The 15710-nt window shown below is 42.5% G+C and carries 15 protein-coding genes and 1 other RNA gene; 7 read left to right on the plus strand and 9 right to left on the minus strand.

The genetic code is table 11. The features are described from left to right. The 3 genes from dnaJ to grpE form a co-directional block, all read right to left on the minus strand. The coding region (gene dnaJ / locus ACK5MF_RS15775) for a molecular chaperone DnaJ (protein WP_416923528.1) at positions 1-1055 on the minus strand (1055 nt) is incomplete at its 3' end. A 267-nt stretch (positions 1056-1322) separates the two neighbouring features. After that, complete coding sequence (gene dnaK, locus ACK5MF_RS15780; RefSeq protein ID WP_416923529.1) at positions 1323-3236, minus strand: molecular chaperone DnaK; 1914 nt, start codon at positions 3234-3236, stop codon at positions 1323-1325. 244 nt (positions 3237-3480) lie between these two features. Next, positions 3481-4092, minus strand: a complete 612-nt coding sequence (gene grpE, locus ACK5MF_RS15785) for a nucleotide exchange factor GrpE (protein ID WP_416923530.1) — start codon at positions 4090-4092, stop codon at positions 3481-3483. Positions 4093-4253: 161 nt separating this feature from the next. Here grpE and nadK point away from each other — a divergent pair, with 161 nt between their 5' ends. Beyond that, positions 4254-5138: an NAD(+) kinase gene (gene nadK, locus ACK5MF_RS15790; RefSeq protein ID WP_416923531.1), complete on the plus strand. Its 885-nt coding sequence runs from the start codon at positions 4254-4256 to the stop codon at positions 5136-5138. 115 nt (positions 5139-5253) lie between these two features. Continuing rightward, the gene (locus tag ACK5MF_RS15795) at positions 5254-5379 is read left to right on the plus strand and encodes a hypothetical protein (protein ID WP_416923532.1); all 126 of its coding nucleotides are present in this window, start codon (positions 5254-5256) and stop codon (positions 5377-5379) included. A 74-nt stretch (positions 5380-5453) separates the two neighbouring features. Here ACK5MF_RS15795 and pdxY read toward each other — a convergent pair whose 3' ends face one another. The 4 genes from pdxY to tnaA all read right to left on the minus strand — a co-directional run bounded on the left by pdxY (position 5454) and on the right by tnaA (position 9415). Then, positions 5454-6311, minus strand: a complete 858-nt coding sequence (gene pdxY / locus ACK5MF_RS15800) for a pyridoxal kinase PdxY (RefSeq protein ID WP_416923533.1) — start codon at positions 6309-6311, stop codon at positions 5454-5456. Between the two features lie 28 nt (positions 6312-6339). Beyond that, positions 6340-6501, minus strand: a complete 162-nt coding sequence (locus ACK5MF_RS15805) for a hypothetical protein (protein ID WP_416923534.1) — start codon at positions 6499-6501, stop codon at positions 6340-6342. A gap of 80 nt (positions 6502-6581) precedes the next feature. Further along, positions 6582-7796, minus strand: coding sequence for an aromatic amino acid transporter (locus ACK5MF_RS15810; protein ID WP_416923535.1), 1215 nt, complete (start codon positions 7794-7796; stop codon positions 6582-6584). Positions 7797-7999: 203 nt separating this feature from the next. Beyond that, entirely contained in the window at positions 8000-9415 is a 1416-nt protein-coding gene (gene tnaA, locus ACK5MF_RS15815) for a tryptophanase (RefSeq protein ID WP_416923536.1), read from the minus strand. Positions 9416-10102: 687 nt separating this feature from the next. Here tnaA and recN point away from each other — a divergent pair. Beyond that, positions 10103-11767 carry a DNA repair protein RecN gene (recN, locus tag ACK5MF_RS15820; protein ID WP_416923537.1) on the plus strand — a complete coding sequence of 555 codons (1665 nt, stop codon included), beginning with the start codon at positions 10103-10105 and terminating at the stop codon, positions 11765-11767. A 174-nt stretch (positions 11768-11941) separates the two neighbouring features. Then, positions 11942-12301: an outer membrane protein assembly factor BamE gene (gene bamE / locus ACK5MF_RS15825; RefSeq protein WP_416923538.1), complete on the plus strand. Its 360-nt coding sequence runs from the start codon at positions 11942-11944 to the stop codon at positions 12299-12301. Positions 12302-12444: 143 nt separating this feature from the next. Here bamE and ACK5MF_RS15830 read toward each other — a convergent pair whose 3' ends face one another. Together ACK5MF_RS15830 and ACK5MF_RS15835 are read right to left on the minus strand one after the other, a co-directional pair. Further along, positions 12445-12759 carry an RnfH family protein gene (locus ACK5MF_RS15830; protein WP_416923539.1) on the minus strand — a complete coding sequence of 105 codons (315 nt, stop codon included), beginning with the start codon at positions 12757-12759 and terminating at the stop codon, positions 12445-12447. After that, the gene (locus ACK5MF_RS15835) at positions 12759-13190 is read right to left on the minus strand and encodes an SRPBCC family protein (protein WP_416923540.1); all 432 of its coding nucleotides are present in this window, start codon (positions 13188-13190) and stop codon (positions 12759-12761) included. The genes ACK5MF_RS15830 and ACK5MF_RS15835 overlap by 1 nt, the downstream gene beginning before the upstream one ends. A gap of 171 nt (positions 13191-13361) precedes the next feature. Between ACK5MF_RS15835 and smpB the strand changes: the two genes are divergently transcribed. The 3 genes from smpB (at position 13362) to ACK5MF_RS15850 (ending at position 15689) form a co-directional block, all read left to right on the plus strand. After that, entirely contained in the window at positions 13362-13847 is a 486-nt protein-coding gene (gene smpB, locus ACK5MF_RS15840; protein WP_042489074.1) for an SsrA-binding protein SmpB, read from the plus strand. A 67-nt stretch (positions 13848-13914) separates the two neighbouring features. Continuing rightward, positions 13915-14282: a transfer-messenger RNA gene (ssrA, locus tag ACK5MF_RS15845) on the plus strand. A 165-nt stretch (positions 14283-14447) separates the two neighbouring features. Then, the gene (locus ACK5MF_RS15850; protein ID WP_416923541.1) at positions 14448-15689 is read left to right on the plus strand and encodes an integrase domain-containing protein; all 1242 of its coding nucleotides are present in this window, start codon (positions 14448-14450) and stop codon (positions 15687-15689) included. Positions 15690-15710: the final 21 nt, after the last annotated feature.

Genomic DNA, 15710 nt, shown 5'->3' on the forward strand with positions numbered 1-15710 from the left:
AAAGAGTCTTCCAGTTCACGTAACAGTTCTTTTTGACGAGAGCTGAGTTTTACCGGTGTTTCTACCACCAGCTTCACGAGTAAGTCACCCATTGCGCCACCACGTACACTCTTCACGCCTTTACCACGCATACGGAACATACGGCCTGTTTGCGTCTCTTCTGGCACTTTAAGGTTGACACGACCATCAAGGGTTGGGACTTCAACTTCACCGCCAAGGGCTGCCATAGCAAAGCTTACAGGCACTTCACAGTACAGGTTGTTGCCATCACGTTCAAAAATATGGTGCTCTTTTACGTGTACCTGTACGTACAAGTCACCAGCTGGCGCACCCATTTCTCCCGCTTCACCTTCACCAGCTAAACGAATACGATCACCGGTATCCACACCAGCGGGAATCTTAACATTAAGGGTTTTGGTTTTCTGTTTACGACCTTGCCCATGACACGCATCACAAGGCTCTTTAATAATTTTACCTTTACCATTACAGGTAGGACAGGTTTGCTGTACCGCGAAGAACCCTTGACGCATCTGTACTTGACCATGCCCATGACAGGTAGGACAGGTTTGAGCTGAAGTGCCTTTCTTTGCACCAGAGCCATCACAAACCTCACAGTGAACCAGTGTTGGTACTTCGATTTCTTTGCTACAGCCGCGAACCGCTTCTTCTAGAGTCAGTTCCATGTTGTAACGTAGATCTGCGCCACGCTGCGCGCGGGGACCGCCACCGCCACGACGAGCACCACCGAAGATGTCACCAAATACATCACCGAAGATATCGCCAAAATCAGCACCGCCGCCACCAAAGCCGCCACCGCCCATGCCGCCTTGTTCGAAGGCGGCATGACCATATTGATCATAAGCGGCTTTTTTCTGATCATCGGTCAGAATTTCGTACGCTTCTTTTACTTCTTTAAACTTATCCGCAGCAGTCGCATCACCCGGATTGCGGTCAGGGTGGAATTTCATTGCTAGGCGTTTGTACGCCTTTTTAATATCGCGCTCTGAGGCATCACGGCTAACGCCTAATACTTCGTAAAAATCACGTTTTGACATGTTTCAAACTACCAATTTCTTTCAGTGAGAAGCGGCTTGCTTCTCCGTCTTTTATCAATCAACCTAGATAATATTACTGACAACAATCTTAAGTTTCACTTAGCAATCAATATTGTTGATGCAATGAGTTGACAAGCAAATAGTATTATCTGGATAGACTCTACATCTACAAACATGCGGGCGAGAGAGAAACTCTGACGCCCGCAAGTAAACAGAAGGATGAACACAGATGACTTGTCATGTAACCAGTCATCTGCTTACAACAAATTATTTCTTGTCGTCTTTCACTTCTTCAAATTCAGCGTCAACAACATCGTCATCCTGAGAAGCTGCTTGTTGTTCAGCACCAGCACCTTGTTGGGCTTGAGCTTGCTGCTGGGCAATTTCCATCAGCTTTTGAGATGCTTCCATCAGAGCTTGAACTTTTGCGTCGATTTCAGCTTTATCATCGCCTTTCTTCGCAGTTTCTAGTGCTGCTACAGCGGCTTCGATTTTCTCTTTGTCTTCTGCTGGAAGAGCTTCACCTGCTTCAGCAACTTGTTTTTGTGTTGCGTGAATCATTTGATCAGCCTGGTTACGCGCAGTTGCTAGCTCTTCGAACTTTTTATCCGCTTCTTTGTTAGCTTCTGCTTCTTGCACCATTTTCTCGATTTCTGCGTCGCTCAAACCGCCAGAAGCCTGGATAGTGATCTTTTGCTCTTTACCTGTTTGTTTATCTTTCGCAGATACGTGCAGAATACCATCCGCATCCAAGTCGAAGATTACTTCGATTTGCGGCATACCACGAGGTGCAGGTTGAATGCCTTCTAGGTTGAACTGACCTAGAGACTTGTTGTAAGACGCTTGCTTACGTTCACCTTGTAGTACGTGGATAGTTACTGCATTTTGGTTGTCTTCAGCCGTTGAGAACACTTGGTTCGCTTTAGTAGGAATCGTGGTGTTTTTCTCGATTAGCTTAGTCATAACGCCACCCATAGTCTCGATACCTAGAGACAGTGGAGTTACGTCCAGAAGAAGTACGTCTTTAACGTCACCAGCCAGTACACCACCTTGAACAGCAGCACCAACCGCTACAGCTTCATCAGGGTTCACGTCTTTACGTGGCTCTTTACCGAAGAACTCAGAAACTTTCTTCTGCACCATAGGCATACGAGTTTGACCACCAACCAGAATAACATCTGTGATGTCGCCTACAGATAGGTCAGCATCCGCTAGAGCAACTTTTAGTGGATCTAGTGAACGTTGAACTAGGTCTTCAACTAGGTTTTCTAGTTTCGCACGAGAAATCTTGATGTTCATGTGCTTAGGACCAGTCGCATCCGCTGTGATGTATGGTAGGTTGACATCCGTTGATTGCGCTGAAGACAATTCGATTTTCGCTTTTTCTGCCGCTTCTTTTAGACGTTGCATTGCAAGCGGATCGCTCTTCAGGTTGATGCCTTGCTCTTTCTTGAACTCGTCAGCCAAGTAAGTGATTAGACGGTTGTCAAAGTCTTCACCACCAAGGTGAGTGTCACCGTTAGTAGAAAGAACTTCGAATGTTTTCTCGCCTTCAACTTCATCGATTTCGATGATTGAAATATCGAATGTACCACCACCAAGGTCGTATACAGCGATAACGCGGTCGCCGCCTTTCTTATCCAAACCATAAGCTAGAGCAGCGGCAGTTGGTTCGTTAATGATACGTTTAACTTCAAGACCTGCGATACGACCAGCATCTTTCGTTGCTTGACGTTGCGCATCGTTAAAGTAAGCAGGAACTGTGATTACAGCGCCAGTGACTTCTTCACCCAGGAAGTCTTCTGCAGTTTTCTTCATTTTCTTCAGAACTTCTGCTGAAACTTGAGGTGCAGCCATTTTTTGGCCTTTCGCTTCAACCCATGCGTCACCGTTATCCGCCTTAACAATTTTGTATGGCATGATTTCGATATCGCGCTGAACTTCTTCGTCTTCGAAACGACGACCGATAAGACGCTTAATAGCAAATAGCGTATTTTCTGGGTTCGTTACAGCTTGACGTTTTGCAGGTTGGCCGACCAATGTTTCGCCGTCTGTATAGGCAATAATAGAAGGGGTGGTACGTTCGCCCTCTGCGTTTTCAATTACGCGAGGTTTATCGCCGTCTAGTACAGCGACACATGAGTTAGTCGTACCTAAGTCAATACCAATGATTCTACCCATCAGGCTATCTCCGAAATATATTCTTTGTTCATTTGTTATGCCCTTCACGGGCCACAAGCTAAACATTTATGTTTGCTTCTTGTATGCCCAATAGATAAGGGCGTCAAAAAGCATTTCAAGGGGAAAAATGAAAAAAAATAAAAATTATCGGCTTTTTCGCACAAAATTTGTTGCGGTCAGATAAAGCTCGAGGCCAAAAATAAACGGGAGGTCCAAGCCTCCCGTTTATTTCTGCGTTTTAAGATTACTTAGCAACCATCACCATCGCAGGACGAACCACACGACCGTTTAGCTCATAACCTTTTTGCATCACGAACATCACTGTGTTTGATTCGTGATCTGAGCTTTCTTGAATAGACATCGCCTGATGGAATTCAGGGTTGAACGCTTCACCTTCAGGGTTGATTTCTTTCAGACCGAACTTCTCAACAACACCAATAAAGGTTCTGTGAGTTAGCTCAACGCCTTCTACTACAGGTTTAATCGCTTCATTTTCTAGATCAGCAGCTTGAATCGCACGTTCTAGATTGTCGATAACCGGTAGCAACTCTTCAGCAAAACGGTTCAAAGCAAACTTACGAGCTTTATCCACCTCTTGTTCAGAGCGACGGCGCATGTTCTCTACTTCCGCTTTAGCACGTAGTACGCTATCTTGCTGCTCTTTCAAGCGTTGTTCGCTAGCCAGTAGCGCTGCTTCTAGTTGAGCAATTTTTGCTTCTTGCTCATCAAGCACGTCACCTTCTTGCGCTTCTTGGTTCCAATCGATATCAGCATCAGTGCCGATAGCTTCAGCTTCAACTTCAACCGCTTCTGGCTTCAGCTCTTCATCTTTAACTTTGTTTTCTTGGTTGCTCATGATATCTCCTGCATTCCTTCCGTTATCGGGTCGTGATGAATAACCGCTAAGGAACTGAATTCTCTTTTACGTTCTTGACACAAAAATTCGCATAAAAGCGTAACTTGCCCTTATTATGGGGATGAAGAATTTTGATTCAAGCCTAATTCGGTTGGAAACTTATGAAAAAACCATTTGAAGTCATCGCCATCATTGGCAAGCCTAGAGATCAACAAGCCATTCAGACACACAAAGAATTGTATCAATGGTTAACAATTCTGGGTTATTCCGTATTTATTGACGATAGGCTCAAAGAAATCTTAACCGATATTCCTCAACAACACTTTTCAAGTTTAATCGAACTTGGCAAAAAGGCAGACTTGGCGGTTGTTGTTGGTGGTGACGGCAATATGCTTGGCGCAGCTCGAGTTCTGTCTCGCTTTGATATCTCTGTTATCGGTGTTAATCGTGGCAACTTAGGCTTTCTCACTGACTTGAACCCCGAAGATTTCCAATCTCGCTTACAAGCTGTGTTGGAAGGTGACTATATGCAAGAAGAACGCTTCTTATTGGAAGCTGAAGTTCATCGTCACGGACAAGTCAAGAGCCATAACGCAGCACTCAATGAAGCGGTATTGCACCCGGGAAAAATCGCTCACATGATCGAATTCGAGGTATACATTGACGACAATTTTGCTTTCTCTCAACGATCAGATGGATTGATCATTTCTACGCCGACAGGCTCAACCGCGTATTCTCTCTCTGGCGGAGGTCCCATTGTCTCGCCTAGCCTCAATGCAATTACACTGGTACCCATGTTCCCGCATACCCTGTCATGTCGCCCGCTGGTGGTCGATGGCAAACGTCGAATTAAACTAGTGGTTTCCCCTGATAACCGAGGAACTCAAGAAGTCAGTTGCGATGGACAAATATCTTTGCCTGTATCGCCAGGAGATGAAGTGATCATTTACCAGAGCCCAAATGTGCTCAAACTAATTCACCCTAAAGATTACAGTTACTACAGCGTACTGAGAAGTAAGCTCGGTTGGTCGAGTAAATTGTTCTAAACTATTTTTTAGTTCACTAAAAAAATGTTGATTAGCCATTTGACTAAGGTCACAAAAAAAGTAAAATTGACACTGTCCTCGAGACAAAAGGCAAACAACTTTTAACGGTGAAAAAATGAACTCAGCACTATTATCCATTTTCAAAGGTGAAAATAATCTTAAGCTAGGTAAACTGTTAACGCCTTCAATTGCTGTATCGTTTGCAGTTATTGGACTGTTAAGTCTTATCTCAATGGCATAATATGCCAAGCCGAATTCAAAAATAATAAAGACGCTCAATTGAGCGTCTTTATTATTTTTGGGATATGAAAGTGATTATTCACATTCAATAAGATCAAAAGATTCCGTTGGTTTAATCAACTCATCTTGAGCATCTATGATTTGCAGCTCCCATTCACCTAACTGCTTGGTACGTTTTACAATACCGTACACGGCTTCATTACAGTGTTTAAACGCTGTAGTAGGGTGCCAACCTTTTAATAAACCAGCGGTGAAAATGGAAGAGATGAGATCTCCGGCACCCACTAAAGGTCGCTCAAAATCAAGCTGTGGACGCTGTGCCAAATAACATTTGCCTTCAACTGCTAACATCATGGAGAACTTGTCTCCCGAAACACTATGCAGATGCTTAACCAACACGATCTTAGGCCCCATGGTTAACGCTTTTTGGCAAGCAACAATGGCATCCGACAAACTATTGATATCCATGCCCACAAACTGACCAAGCTCAAACTGGTTAGGCACAATAACGTCGGCCATCGGCATCAAACGAGTCAATAAGTGCTCCGCAACACCTGATGCAACAATACACCCTTTTTCTGGCGACCCCATAACAGGGTCGCAGATATAAAGTGCATCCGGATTAACAAGTTTAGTTTGCGTAACCGCATCGGCTACCGCAAGACATTGCTCAGCACTACCTTGATAACCTGTAACAACCGCTCGGCATTGCTCTAGTGCGCCAATATTACTCAGTCCCTTTATTACAGTGCTGATATCGTTAGCCGAAAAAACACTGCCTGTCCATCCTTGCGGATATTGAGTGTGATTAGAAAATTGCACCGTATGAATTGGCCAAACCTCTAATCCCATTCTCTGCATCGGGAACACCGCACTGCTATTACCAGCGTGACCAAAAGAAACGTGAGATTGTATTGAAAGAACGCCTTGCATTGTTGTTACACCTTACTTAGTACCGCGATTAGAATGCGTAGATAACGGTTATACCCAAACTACTTGGAGTTGCATGATAGCTTAAGCTCAGAGAATAGATACTACGTTCTCCATCAATGTTCACATCGCTATCATCGAAATCAACTTGAGGTAGGTAGACATAAACATAAAAAGCATGACAAGAAATCATTATCTGACATCCTGCCATGCTTTTAAGCTCATGTTTTAATATGAAATATCACAACAACGAGTAACCAAACATCGGTTTGATTAACCTGTGAATACTGGCAGCAGGTTGAGCATCGACATAAAGTGGAATACAGCGGTCAACACCCCAAAGACAATTAGAGTAGCAATCATCGCGTTGCCACCAGGAGCCATAAAGCCCTCATGTCCTCCTTCCATACTGCGAGACTTACGAGCTAGAAATGCCGGGGTCAGACAAGCCCATACCGTCGCAGCCGCGCCTGCATAACCGATAGCAATGACAAACCCAAATGGAAACAGTAGCGATAACACCAGTGGTGGTAAGAAGGTTACCAACCAAGTTTTAGTGCGTCCTTGCTTAGTGTCTTCAAATTTGAAGAAGTCAGCTAAGAAGTCGAATACACCTAAACCAACACCGATGAAAGAGGAAAGAATTGCGGCCATAGAGAATGCATTGATAGCGTTGGAAACTTTATCTGAATCAATTGCACCGCCAAGAGCCGCTAATAGTGCTTCAACGTTACCACCTTGCTCAATCACTGGACCAAACTCAGTACGAGGTAGATTACCGTAGATACTAATCATCCACAGGAAGTAAAGAGTTAAGGCAATCACAGTACCGCCTAAGATGGCTTGCTTAGCACGGTTTTCACATCCGTAGTATGAACGCATACTTGCAACAGAGTGGTGGTAACCAAATGAGGTTAGCGCGACAGGAAGCATTGCCATTGCATAAGGTGCGTAGCTTGATTCTTCGTTGATACGGTCGAACAGGATAGAGACATCAATGTTAGCGGCTAGACCTGAAACACCAAACGCGAAGCTCAGTCCCATGAAAGCAATGAGCACAACGGAAATTCGGTCGACAGCACGAGTGGAATGCCAAACAAAAATTGAAAATACAACAACGAATAAGATCGAAGCTATTTTGTTATTGATATCTAAAACGCCTTGTAAAATTAAACCAGCAGAAGTCGTATAAGCGTATAATAAGATGCCACCAACAAAATAAACGGCCAAATTATTAATATGGTTAATTTTACTACCTAGCATATCTTTGGTTACAGTATCAAATGACACTTTTAAATCGTAACGTTTAAATGCTTCGAGTAACATCCAACCAGAGACCGTCATCATAATCATAGTGAATGCAATGGCAACCAGAGACCAGATAGTCCAAGCACCTGCACCAGCACTAGGTAAACCTAACATTCCGGCACCAACACAGACACTTGCAATAATACAAGATCCGCCAATTATAGAGGGGTTATTTTTCATAAGTGTTTCTCACGTAATTGGTTAAAAATTTATAATTTAATTTTGGATAATATGTAGTTTTTAAATTATTTATATTTGAATAAGATAAGATGGCATATAAAATATGCTTTATTTTTTATATAACAACTTAAATATATATTTTTGATTTATGCGTACCTCAACAAGAGGTACGCATATTATTTAAAATTTAATTTATATATGAATTAAATTTCTTTTAGACGAGCAGTAAAGTGACGTAGTACTGGTGGCTCGTAAGTAAAGTCTAAGCCTTTAACGTTATGTGCATTCTCTTTTACTTTCTCAAATGCTTCGATAACGAAATCCATGTGAGTTTGAGTGTAAGTTGCACGAGGAATAGTTAAACGTAGCAGTTCAGCTGGGCACTTATGTTGCTTACCTGTTGCAGGATCACGACCTAGCAGCAAAGAACCAATTTCCACTGCACGGATACCTGCGACCTTGTACAGTTCACAAGCTAACGCATGTGCAGGAAATTGTTCCGCAGGGATATGTGGAAGCAGTTTACCTGCATCGACAAATGCCGCGTGACCACCAGCTTGCTGACATACAACACCAATGGCTTCCAGACCATCGACCAGGTACTGAACTTGACCAATACGGTACTCTAGCCATTCTTGGCGCATACCATCGTATAGACCAACAGCAAGACGCTCCATTGCGCCGCCTTCTAGGCCTCCGTAAGTTGGGAAACCTTCTTGAACCACACAGAGAGTACGACAATCGGTGTATACATCCATCATTGATTCATCTTTGAAACAAAGCAGGCCACCCATTTGTACCATAGCGTCTTTTTTAGCGGACATTGCTAAACCATCCGCATACTTGTATGACTCACGAGTGATCTCTTCGATTGTCCAGTCTTGATAGCCAGGTTCACGCTGTTGGATGAAATATGCATTTTCAGCAAAACGAGCAGAGTCCATAATGACAGGAATGTCATATCGCTTAGCAATTTCATATACCGCTTTTAGGTTGCCGATGGAGACTGGCTGACCACCCGCTGAGTTACAAGTAATAGTACTTACAATATAAGGAACGTTAGCAGGACCCGCTTCTTCAATCGCAGCTTCTAGTTTCGCTAAGTCAAAGTTGCCCTTAAAATCAGCTGTAACAGCAGTGTCGAATGCTTCTTCCGTGTATACGTTTTTTGCAACACAGCAGTTCACCTGAGTATGCCCTTGAGTGGTATCAAAGAAATAGTTAGACAGAGCAACCATCTTAGTACGATCAAGACCTTTTTCTTTTTCACGCTTTTTAATCAGTACTGGGATGTAAATCTGTTCGGCACCGCGACCTTGGTGAGTAGGAATAGTTAACTCATAGCCAAAAATATCTTTCACTGCATCTGCTAATGCGTAGTAGCTACGACTACCACTGTATGCTTCGTCTCCCATAAGCATTGCAGCCTGCATTCTTTGAGTGATAGAACCCGTACCACTGTCTGTTAACAAATCAATGAATACGTCTTCACTGTCCAGTAAAAATGGGTTCATACCCGCTTTTATAATTGCTTCTTCGCGATATTCACGGGTAGTTGTTTTTACAGGCTCAACAACGCGAATACGAAATGGTTCTGGTAAGTGTTTAAAGTTTTGCATGGAAATACCTTTATATTATGTATTTTTTCACAAGCTATTTTAAATAATCAGGACGATAAGTTATGTGCCAAAAAAAAATAGCCATATTAGTGTTTTTTGAAATTCATTTTTAATTAACACGCAGCACAAATAAGTTCATTTAAATAAACAGATCCGTAAGCGTTGTGATGATGATTTTTTGATGGTTATCGGAGATAACTTTTAGTAAAAACCTAGTTTAGACTCCAACCAAAAAGAAGTTAGATATGCGTATAAGCGGGAAGGATAGAAATTTTGTAATCGTGTGTATACCAAGCTACTGAGCTTGACCATAACTGTTCTAGATTTTTTAGATTGATCTTCATATCTAATTCCATCGTTAGTTATAGCTAGTTGACTAATGCAATTATTATTTTATAAAAAAACATTTTCGTAAATTGATTCTAATAATAATTGTGAGCTAAATCTTTATAAACAAAATTGCAATAAGTTAGGCATCACATTGTTTAATGTTTTTACCTAAAAAGGTAGTTAATTGAAAATCGATTAATCTCAATAACTCATTCAAAAATCTAATGAAAACCATCCAAACCATACGCAGAACATGAGACGACGTTGCAAAATTTTTAATCAACACCTTTACTGTATAAAGAAACAGTATATACTGTTCAAAAATACAGTATTGTTTAACTATACAGGTGATAAAAAATGCTGGCTCATTTAAGCGTAAACAACTTTGCTATCGTGAAATCATTGCAGCTTGAGCTTTCACAAGGAATGACAACCATTACTGGTGAAACAGGCGCTGGTAAATCTATTGCTATTGACGCCCTAAGCCTATGTCTTGGTGGGCGATCTGAAGCTAGTATGGTTCGACAAGGTGAGGACAAAACCGAAGTCAGCGCCTCATTCATCTTAGACAACAATATTAATGCAACACGTTGGTTGGAAGATAACGACCTTTTAGATGGCAAAGATTGCATTTTGCGCAGAACCATCACAAAAGATGGTCGCTCACGCGCATTTATCAACGGCAGCCCTGTTCCAGGTTCACAACTAAAAGCTCTCGGTCAATTGCTGATCAATATTCATGGGCAACATGCCCATCAACAATTGATGAAACCAGAACAACAACTGGCAATGTTGGATCAATACGCCAATCACTCCAATCTGTTAGAAAGTACTCGTGTTAGCTATCAAAACTGGCGCCAAGCGAATAATCAGCTAAAACAGTTGAAGGAAAACCGTCTGCAGAACCAAGCTCAATTACAACTGTTGGAATACCAAATTAAGGAGCTAAACGAACTTTCAATTGGTGAAGAAGAGTACAGCCAGATTGAGCAAGAACATAAGCGCTTATCGAATAGCGGTGATCTTGCTTTGAACTGCCAAAAAGCTATCACACTGATCGATGAAGGCGAAGAAGTTAATGCGCTAAGTCTATTGCAATCTACCAGCCATACCTTAATTGAATTAGCAGAGATGGACAGCGCTCTAGCTGCATTGCCCAATATGATTGCGGAAGCAATCATCCAGCTTGAAGAGGCAAACAACGAGCTTCGTTCTTATCTCGATCATATTGATGTCGATCCAGAACGCATGGCTTACGTTGAAGAGCGCTACTCAAAAATTATGTCTCTGTCTCGTAAACACCACGTTCTGCCGGAAGAACTGTATCAACATCATCAAGAGCTTTTAAAACAGATTGAACAGCTTGATAGTTCCGATGAGAAACTGGCTGAACTTGAAACTGATGTTGCGAAACAATATCAAGATTTTCTCACTCAAGCGGAGAAGCTGAATAAATCACGAACTCGTTATGCGAAAGAGCTGGATAAGCTGATTAGCCAAAGCATGCATGAATTAAGCATGGAAAAAGCCCAATTCAAAATTGATATTAATAGCCAAGTGGATCACCCTACACCACTGGGTATCGATTCCGTGACCTTTTTGGTGTCAACCAACGCAGGTCAACCGCTTCAACCAATAGCCAAAGTCGCATCAGGCGGTGAGTTGTCACGTATCTCGCTTGCGATTCAGGTGATCACTGCGCAAAAAGTAGATACACCAAGTTTAATCTTTGATGAAGTGGACGTGGGTATTTCAGGCCCAACTGCGGCTGTCGTGGGTAAAATGCTAAGAAAGCTAGGCGAATCCACTCAGGTTCTTTGTGTTACTCACTTACCTCAAGTCGCCGGTTGTGGTCATCACCAAATGTTTGTTGCTAAACAAACCAAAGGTGGGCAAACCGAAACACAAATGATGAAGCTCGATAACGAACAACGAGTGTCTGAACTGGCTCGTTTACTCGGTGGAAGTCAGATCACTGAGTCAACATTAGCTAATGCCAAAGAACTGCTCATTGCTGCTTAAACAATAAAAGTCATTGGCCAAGCCACAAAAGTAGCGATTTTTTGCATGCTGTTTGCAACCAAATTCAAAATTCGCAGTCTGAATTAGCTCATAGTGAATTTGATGTTTTTACATTCGCTGTGAGCTTGTTTATTATCTTGCGAGTTTTGTTTTACGGTTTATAGAAGTTTAAATATGCAGTTTACCAAATGGCTGATTGCCATTCCCCTAGCAGTGACAACCTTGTCTGGCTGCTCATTACTAGAAAAATTGGTTTATCGAATCGATATTAATCAAGGCAACTATGTTGAACAAGAAGCCGTAAATAAATTGAAGTTTGGTATGAGCAAAGAACAAGTACGATTCGTTCTCGGTTCCCCAATGCTAATAGAAAATGGTTATCCAGATACTTGGTACTACATCTATCATCATACTGAAGGTCATAAAGATTCAGAGCAGAAGAACCTTATCGTCAAGTTCAACCCAGCGGGCACGTTGACTGATGTTTCTGGCGACTTTCCAGCGGGCGAAACATTTTTCGAAAGTATTAACTGATATTTGCTGAACACCCACGTTTCGAAACCGTTCATTTTTAGAAACGATTTATTTTCGAAAAGAAGAAGTTAGTCGGCAAATCCAATGCAAAAAGAGCTTGTCATTAACACAAGCTTTTTTTTTCATCATCAATGGCTAGCAAATCACTTATTCGTGGTTGCTTGAGCCCTTTGCTGCTCAACGCGCTTACGACGAATTTCTTTCGGGTCAGCCAATAATGGGCGGTAAATTTCAATTCTGTCTCTGTCACGCACTGTTGAGTCAAGCTTCACATTACGGCTAAACACACCAACTTTGTTGACCTTCAAATCAATTTCCGGATACAAAGTCAAAATGCCAGAGGTCTGAATGATCTCCTCGACGGTCATATCTTTGCTAACCATAAGATTTAAAACTCGCTGCTCGTTGGGTAGAGCATAAACCACGTCAACGTGGATGATATCGGATCCAATACTCATTATGCATAAACCTGCTTTGCGCGTTTCGTAAAGGCATTAACCATATTGCTGGTCAGTTCATTAAATATTTTACCAAAAGCCAACTCAATCATTTTACTTGAGAATTCGAACTCTAACTTCAACTCAACTTTACAAGCTTGCTCATCCAGCGGGGTGAAATGCCACCCGCCTCGTAAAGTTTTAAATGGACCATCAACCAAATTCATCACAATTGATTCTCCATGACGCAACTCATTTGATGTGGTAAATGTTTTGCTGATACCCGCTTTAGACACGTCGACTGACGCAACCATAGCCTCGGAAGAGGATTCCAATACACGCGAGCCTGAGCAACCCGGTAAAAATTCAGGGTAGCGAGCAACATCATTCACTAAATGAAACATCTGCTCTGCACTAAATGATACCAACGCAGAACGACTAATTTGTTTCATCTTTACTCCTCATCATTACCCGGACATATCGGTTAGAGCTGATTGTACTGTCATACTTATGTCACCTCAAGTAACTGCACATTGCTACTTGTTAGGCGACGCAGTTAACCTTATGCTACGCAAAGAAAAGCATTTCCTATCTCATCACCAAATCCGTATAATGCACCCACTATGGTAAAGAAAAATTCAAAGACAAAAGCGGGTAGCAACACTATCGCGCTGAATAAAAAAGCTCGCCATGAATACTTTATTGAAGATGAAGTAGAAGCAGGGCTTGAGCTACAAGGCTGGGAAGTGAAATCTCTTCGTCAAGGCAAAGCTAATATCGCTGAAAGCTATGTTTTCATGCGTGACGGAGAAGCTTTTGTTTCTGGTATGACTATTACTCCGCTACAACAAGCCTCAACGCATGTTGTCGCTAACCCTACTCGCGTTCGTAAACTGTTATTAAGTCGTCGTGAACTCGACAACCTATTCGGTCGAATTAACCGTGAAGGTATGACATTAACTGCATTATCTCTTTACTGGTCTCGCTCTTGGGTAAAACTCAAAGTTGGCGTATCGAAAGGTAAAAAGCTTCACGACAAACGTGATGATTTAAAAGAAAAAGATTGGGCGAGAGAAAAAGCTCGCGTAATGAAGAGTTCATTGCGTTAATCTTGACCAATCAGACGCACAGCGCTAGACAGGCAATGCTTTTCTGGTACTATGCATAAACAACCTTGGGGCTGATTCTGGATTCGACGGGAATTTTGAAGTCTGAGGTGCATGCCGAGGTGCGGTAGGCCTCGTTAACAAACCGCAAAAAAATAGTCGCAAACGACGAAAACTACGCACTAGCAGCTTAATACCCTGCTAAGAGCCTCTTTGCCCTAGCTTCCGCTCGTAAGACGGGGAATAACAAAGAGTCAAACCCAAACTAGCTAGCTCGGATTCTCCCGCCTGAGAGATGAACAGCGAATTATAATTCAGGATAGTCATTCATTAGCGTGTCGGTTCGCAGGTGGGTGGCGAAATTAAAGATCGACTAAGCATGTAGTACCAATGGTGAATGATTTTCGGACGGGGGTTCAAATCCCCCCAGCTCCACCAATTCATAGGAAAAAGACGTCCTAGGACGTCTTTTTTCTTGCCTGTAACAACCAAAAATCAATAACTTAGCATCCATTAGCATCCAAAGACGTCTCACTACTTCTTTGATCTTTGGGTACACAACAGGGTACACTGGTTTTAATGAGTTAATCTGGTGTACCCAACATGGCAAAAATAACTACTCGTCTAACAGACAAAGATATCAAATCAGCGAAGCCCAAGGATAAAGAATACAACTTGTTTGATGGTGATGGCCTTAGATTACGTATCAAGCCTAACGGTTCAAAACAGTGGATCTTTAACTACTACAAACCCATTACAGGAAAACGAGCAAACCTTAGCCTAGGTAGATATCCAGATTTATCTCTTGCCAATGCTCGTAAAAATGCAATGGCAGCCAGAGAGCTACTAGCTCAGGGGGTTGATCCTCAAGAAGAACGAAAACGCCAAGAACTCGTTCACAAAGAAATCTACGAACATACCTTTGCTAAAGTCTCTGAAGATTGGTTCAACCTCAAAAAGCACGAAGTCACTCCAGACTATGCTGTCGATATCTGGCGCTCACTAGAACTTCATGTATTTCCGCAAATAGCGAATACACCAGTAAAAGATATCGATGCCCCACTTGTTATTGATCTACTTAGACCTATCGAAGCAAAAGGCAGCCTAGAGACGGTTAAACGCTTATCTCAACGCTTAAATGAAATAATGAACTACGCGGCAAACTGTGGTCTTGTAAAAGCGAATCCATCAACGGGTATTCGAGCCGCTTTTAAAAAGCCCAAAAAAGAAAACATGGCAGCACTAGCACCAGATGAGCTACCAGAGCTCATGGGAGCTATCGCCAATGCCAGTATAAAGCGTACTACTCGTTGTTTAATCGAGTGGCAACTACACACTATGACTCGTCCTTCTGAAGCCGCAGACGCTAGATGGGATGAGATTGAGTGGGAAGAAAAAATATGGACAATTCCAGCAGAGAGAATGAAAAAAAGAAGAGAGCACCGCATCCCGCTCACTGAGCAGATGCTGGCGCTATTAGAAGTAATGAAGCCGATAAGCGGCCACCGTGAATACATATTTCCTTCAGATCGCGATCCGAAGAAACCATGTAACAGCCAAACGGCAAATATGGCTCTGAAACGTATGGGGTTTGCGGGAAGATTAGTTAGCCACGGTCTGCGGTCTCTCGCAAGTACTACACTCAATGAACAAGGTTTTGACCGTGACTTGATCGAAGCGTCACTGGCACACGTTGATGATAACCAAGTGCGTAGCGCCTATAACCGAACTGACTACCTTGAACGCCGCCGCCCTATGATGAGCTGGTGGAGCGGGCATATAGAAGAGGCCGCCAAAGGCAGCCTTTCTGTGACAGGAACAAAGCAGTTGAAAGTAATTAGCTAAATGTATGAATTTCTTACTAAC

This window comes from Vibrio sp. (genome assembly GCF_047973365.1).
In the GTDB taxonomy this organism is placed as follows: Bacteria; Pseudomonadota; Gammaproteobacteria; order Enterobacterales; family Vibrionaceae; genus Vibrio.

Bases quoted from the DNA above. Each gene is read 5' to 3' on its own strand.
- dnaK (WP_416923529.1), bottom strand. From the start codon at position 3,236: ATGGGTAGAATCATTGGTATTGACTTAGGTACGACTAACTCATGTGTC.
- grpE (WP_416923530.1), bottom strand. From the start codon at position 4,092: ATGAGCAACCAAGAAAACAAAGTTAAAGATGAAGAGCTGAAGCCAGAA.
- nadK (WP_416923531.1), top strand. From the start codon at position 4,254: ATGAAAAAACCATTTGAAGTCATCGCCATCATTGGCAAGCCTAGAGAT.
- ACK5MF_RS15795 (WP_416923532.1), top strand. From the start codon at position 5,254: ATGAACTCAGCACTATTATCCATTTTCAAAGGTGAAAATAATCTTAAG.
- pdxY (WP_416923533.1), bottom strand. From the start codon at position 6,311: ATGCAAGGCGTTCTTTCAATACAATCTCACGTTTCTTTTGGTCACGCT.
- ACK5MF_RS15805 (WP_416923534.1), bottom strand. From the start codon at position 6,501: ATGATTTCTTGTCATGCTTTTTATGTTTATGTCTACCTACCTCAAGTT.
- ACK5MF_RS15810 (WP_416923535.1), bottom strand. From the start codon at position 7,796: ATGAAAAATAACCCCTCTATAATTGGCGGATCTTGTATTATTGCAAGT.
- tnaA (WP_416923536.1), bottom strand. From the start codon at position 9,415: ATGCAAAACTTTAAACACTTACCAGAACCATTTCGTATTCGCGTTGTT.
- recN (WP_416923537.1), top strand. From the start codon at position 10,103: ATGCTGGCTCATTTAAGCGTAAACAACTTTGCTATCGTGAAATCATTG.
- bamE (WP_416923538.1), top strand. From the start codon at position 11,942: ATGCAGTTTACCAAATGGCTGATTGCCATTCCCCTAGCAGTGACAACC.
- ACK5MF_RS15830 (WP_416923539.1), bottom strand. From the start codon at position 12,759: ATGAGTATTGGATCCGATATCATCCACGTTGACGTGGTTTATGCTCTA.
- ACK5MF_RS15835 (WP_416923540.1), bottom strand. From the start codon at position 13,190: ATGAAACAAATTAGTCGTTCTGCGTTGGTATCATTTAGTGCAGAGCAG.
- smpB (WP_042489074.1), top strand. From the start codon at position 13,362: ATGGTAAAGAAAAATTCAAAGACAAAAGCGGGTAGCAACACTATCGCG.
- ACK5MF_RS15850 (WP_416923541.1), top strand. From the start codon at position 14,448: ATGGCAAAAATAACTACTCGTCTAACAGACAAAGATATCAAATCAGCG.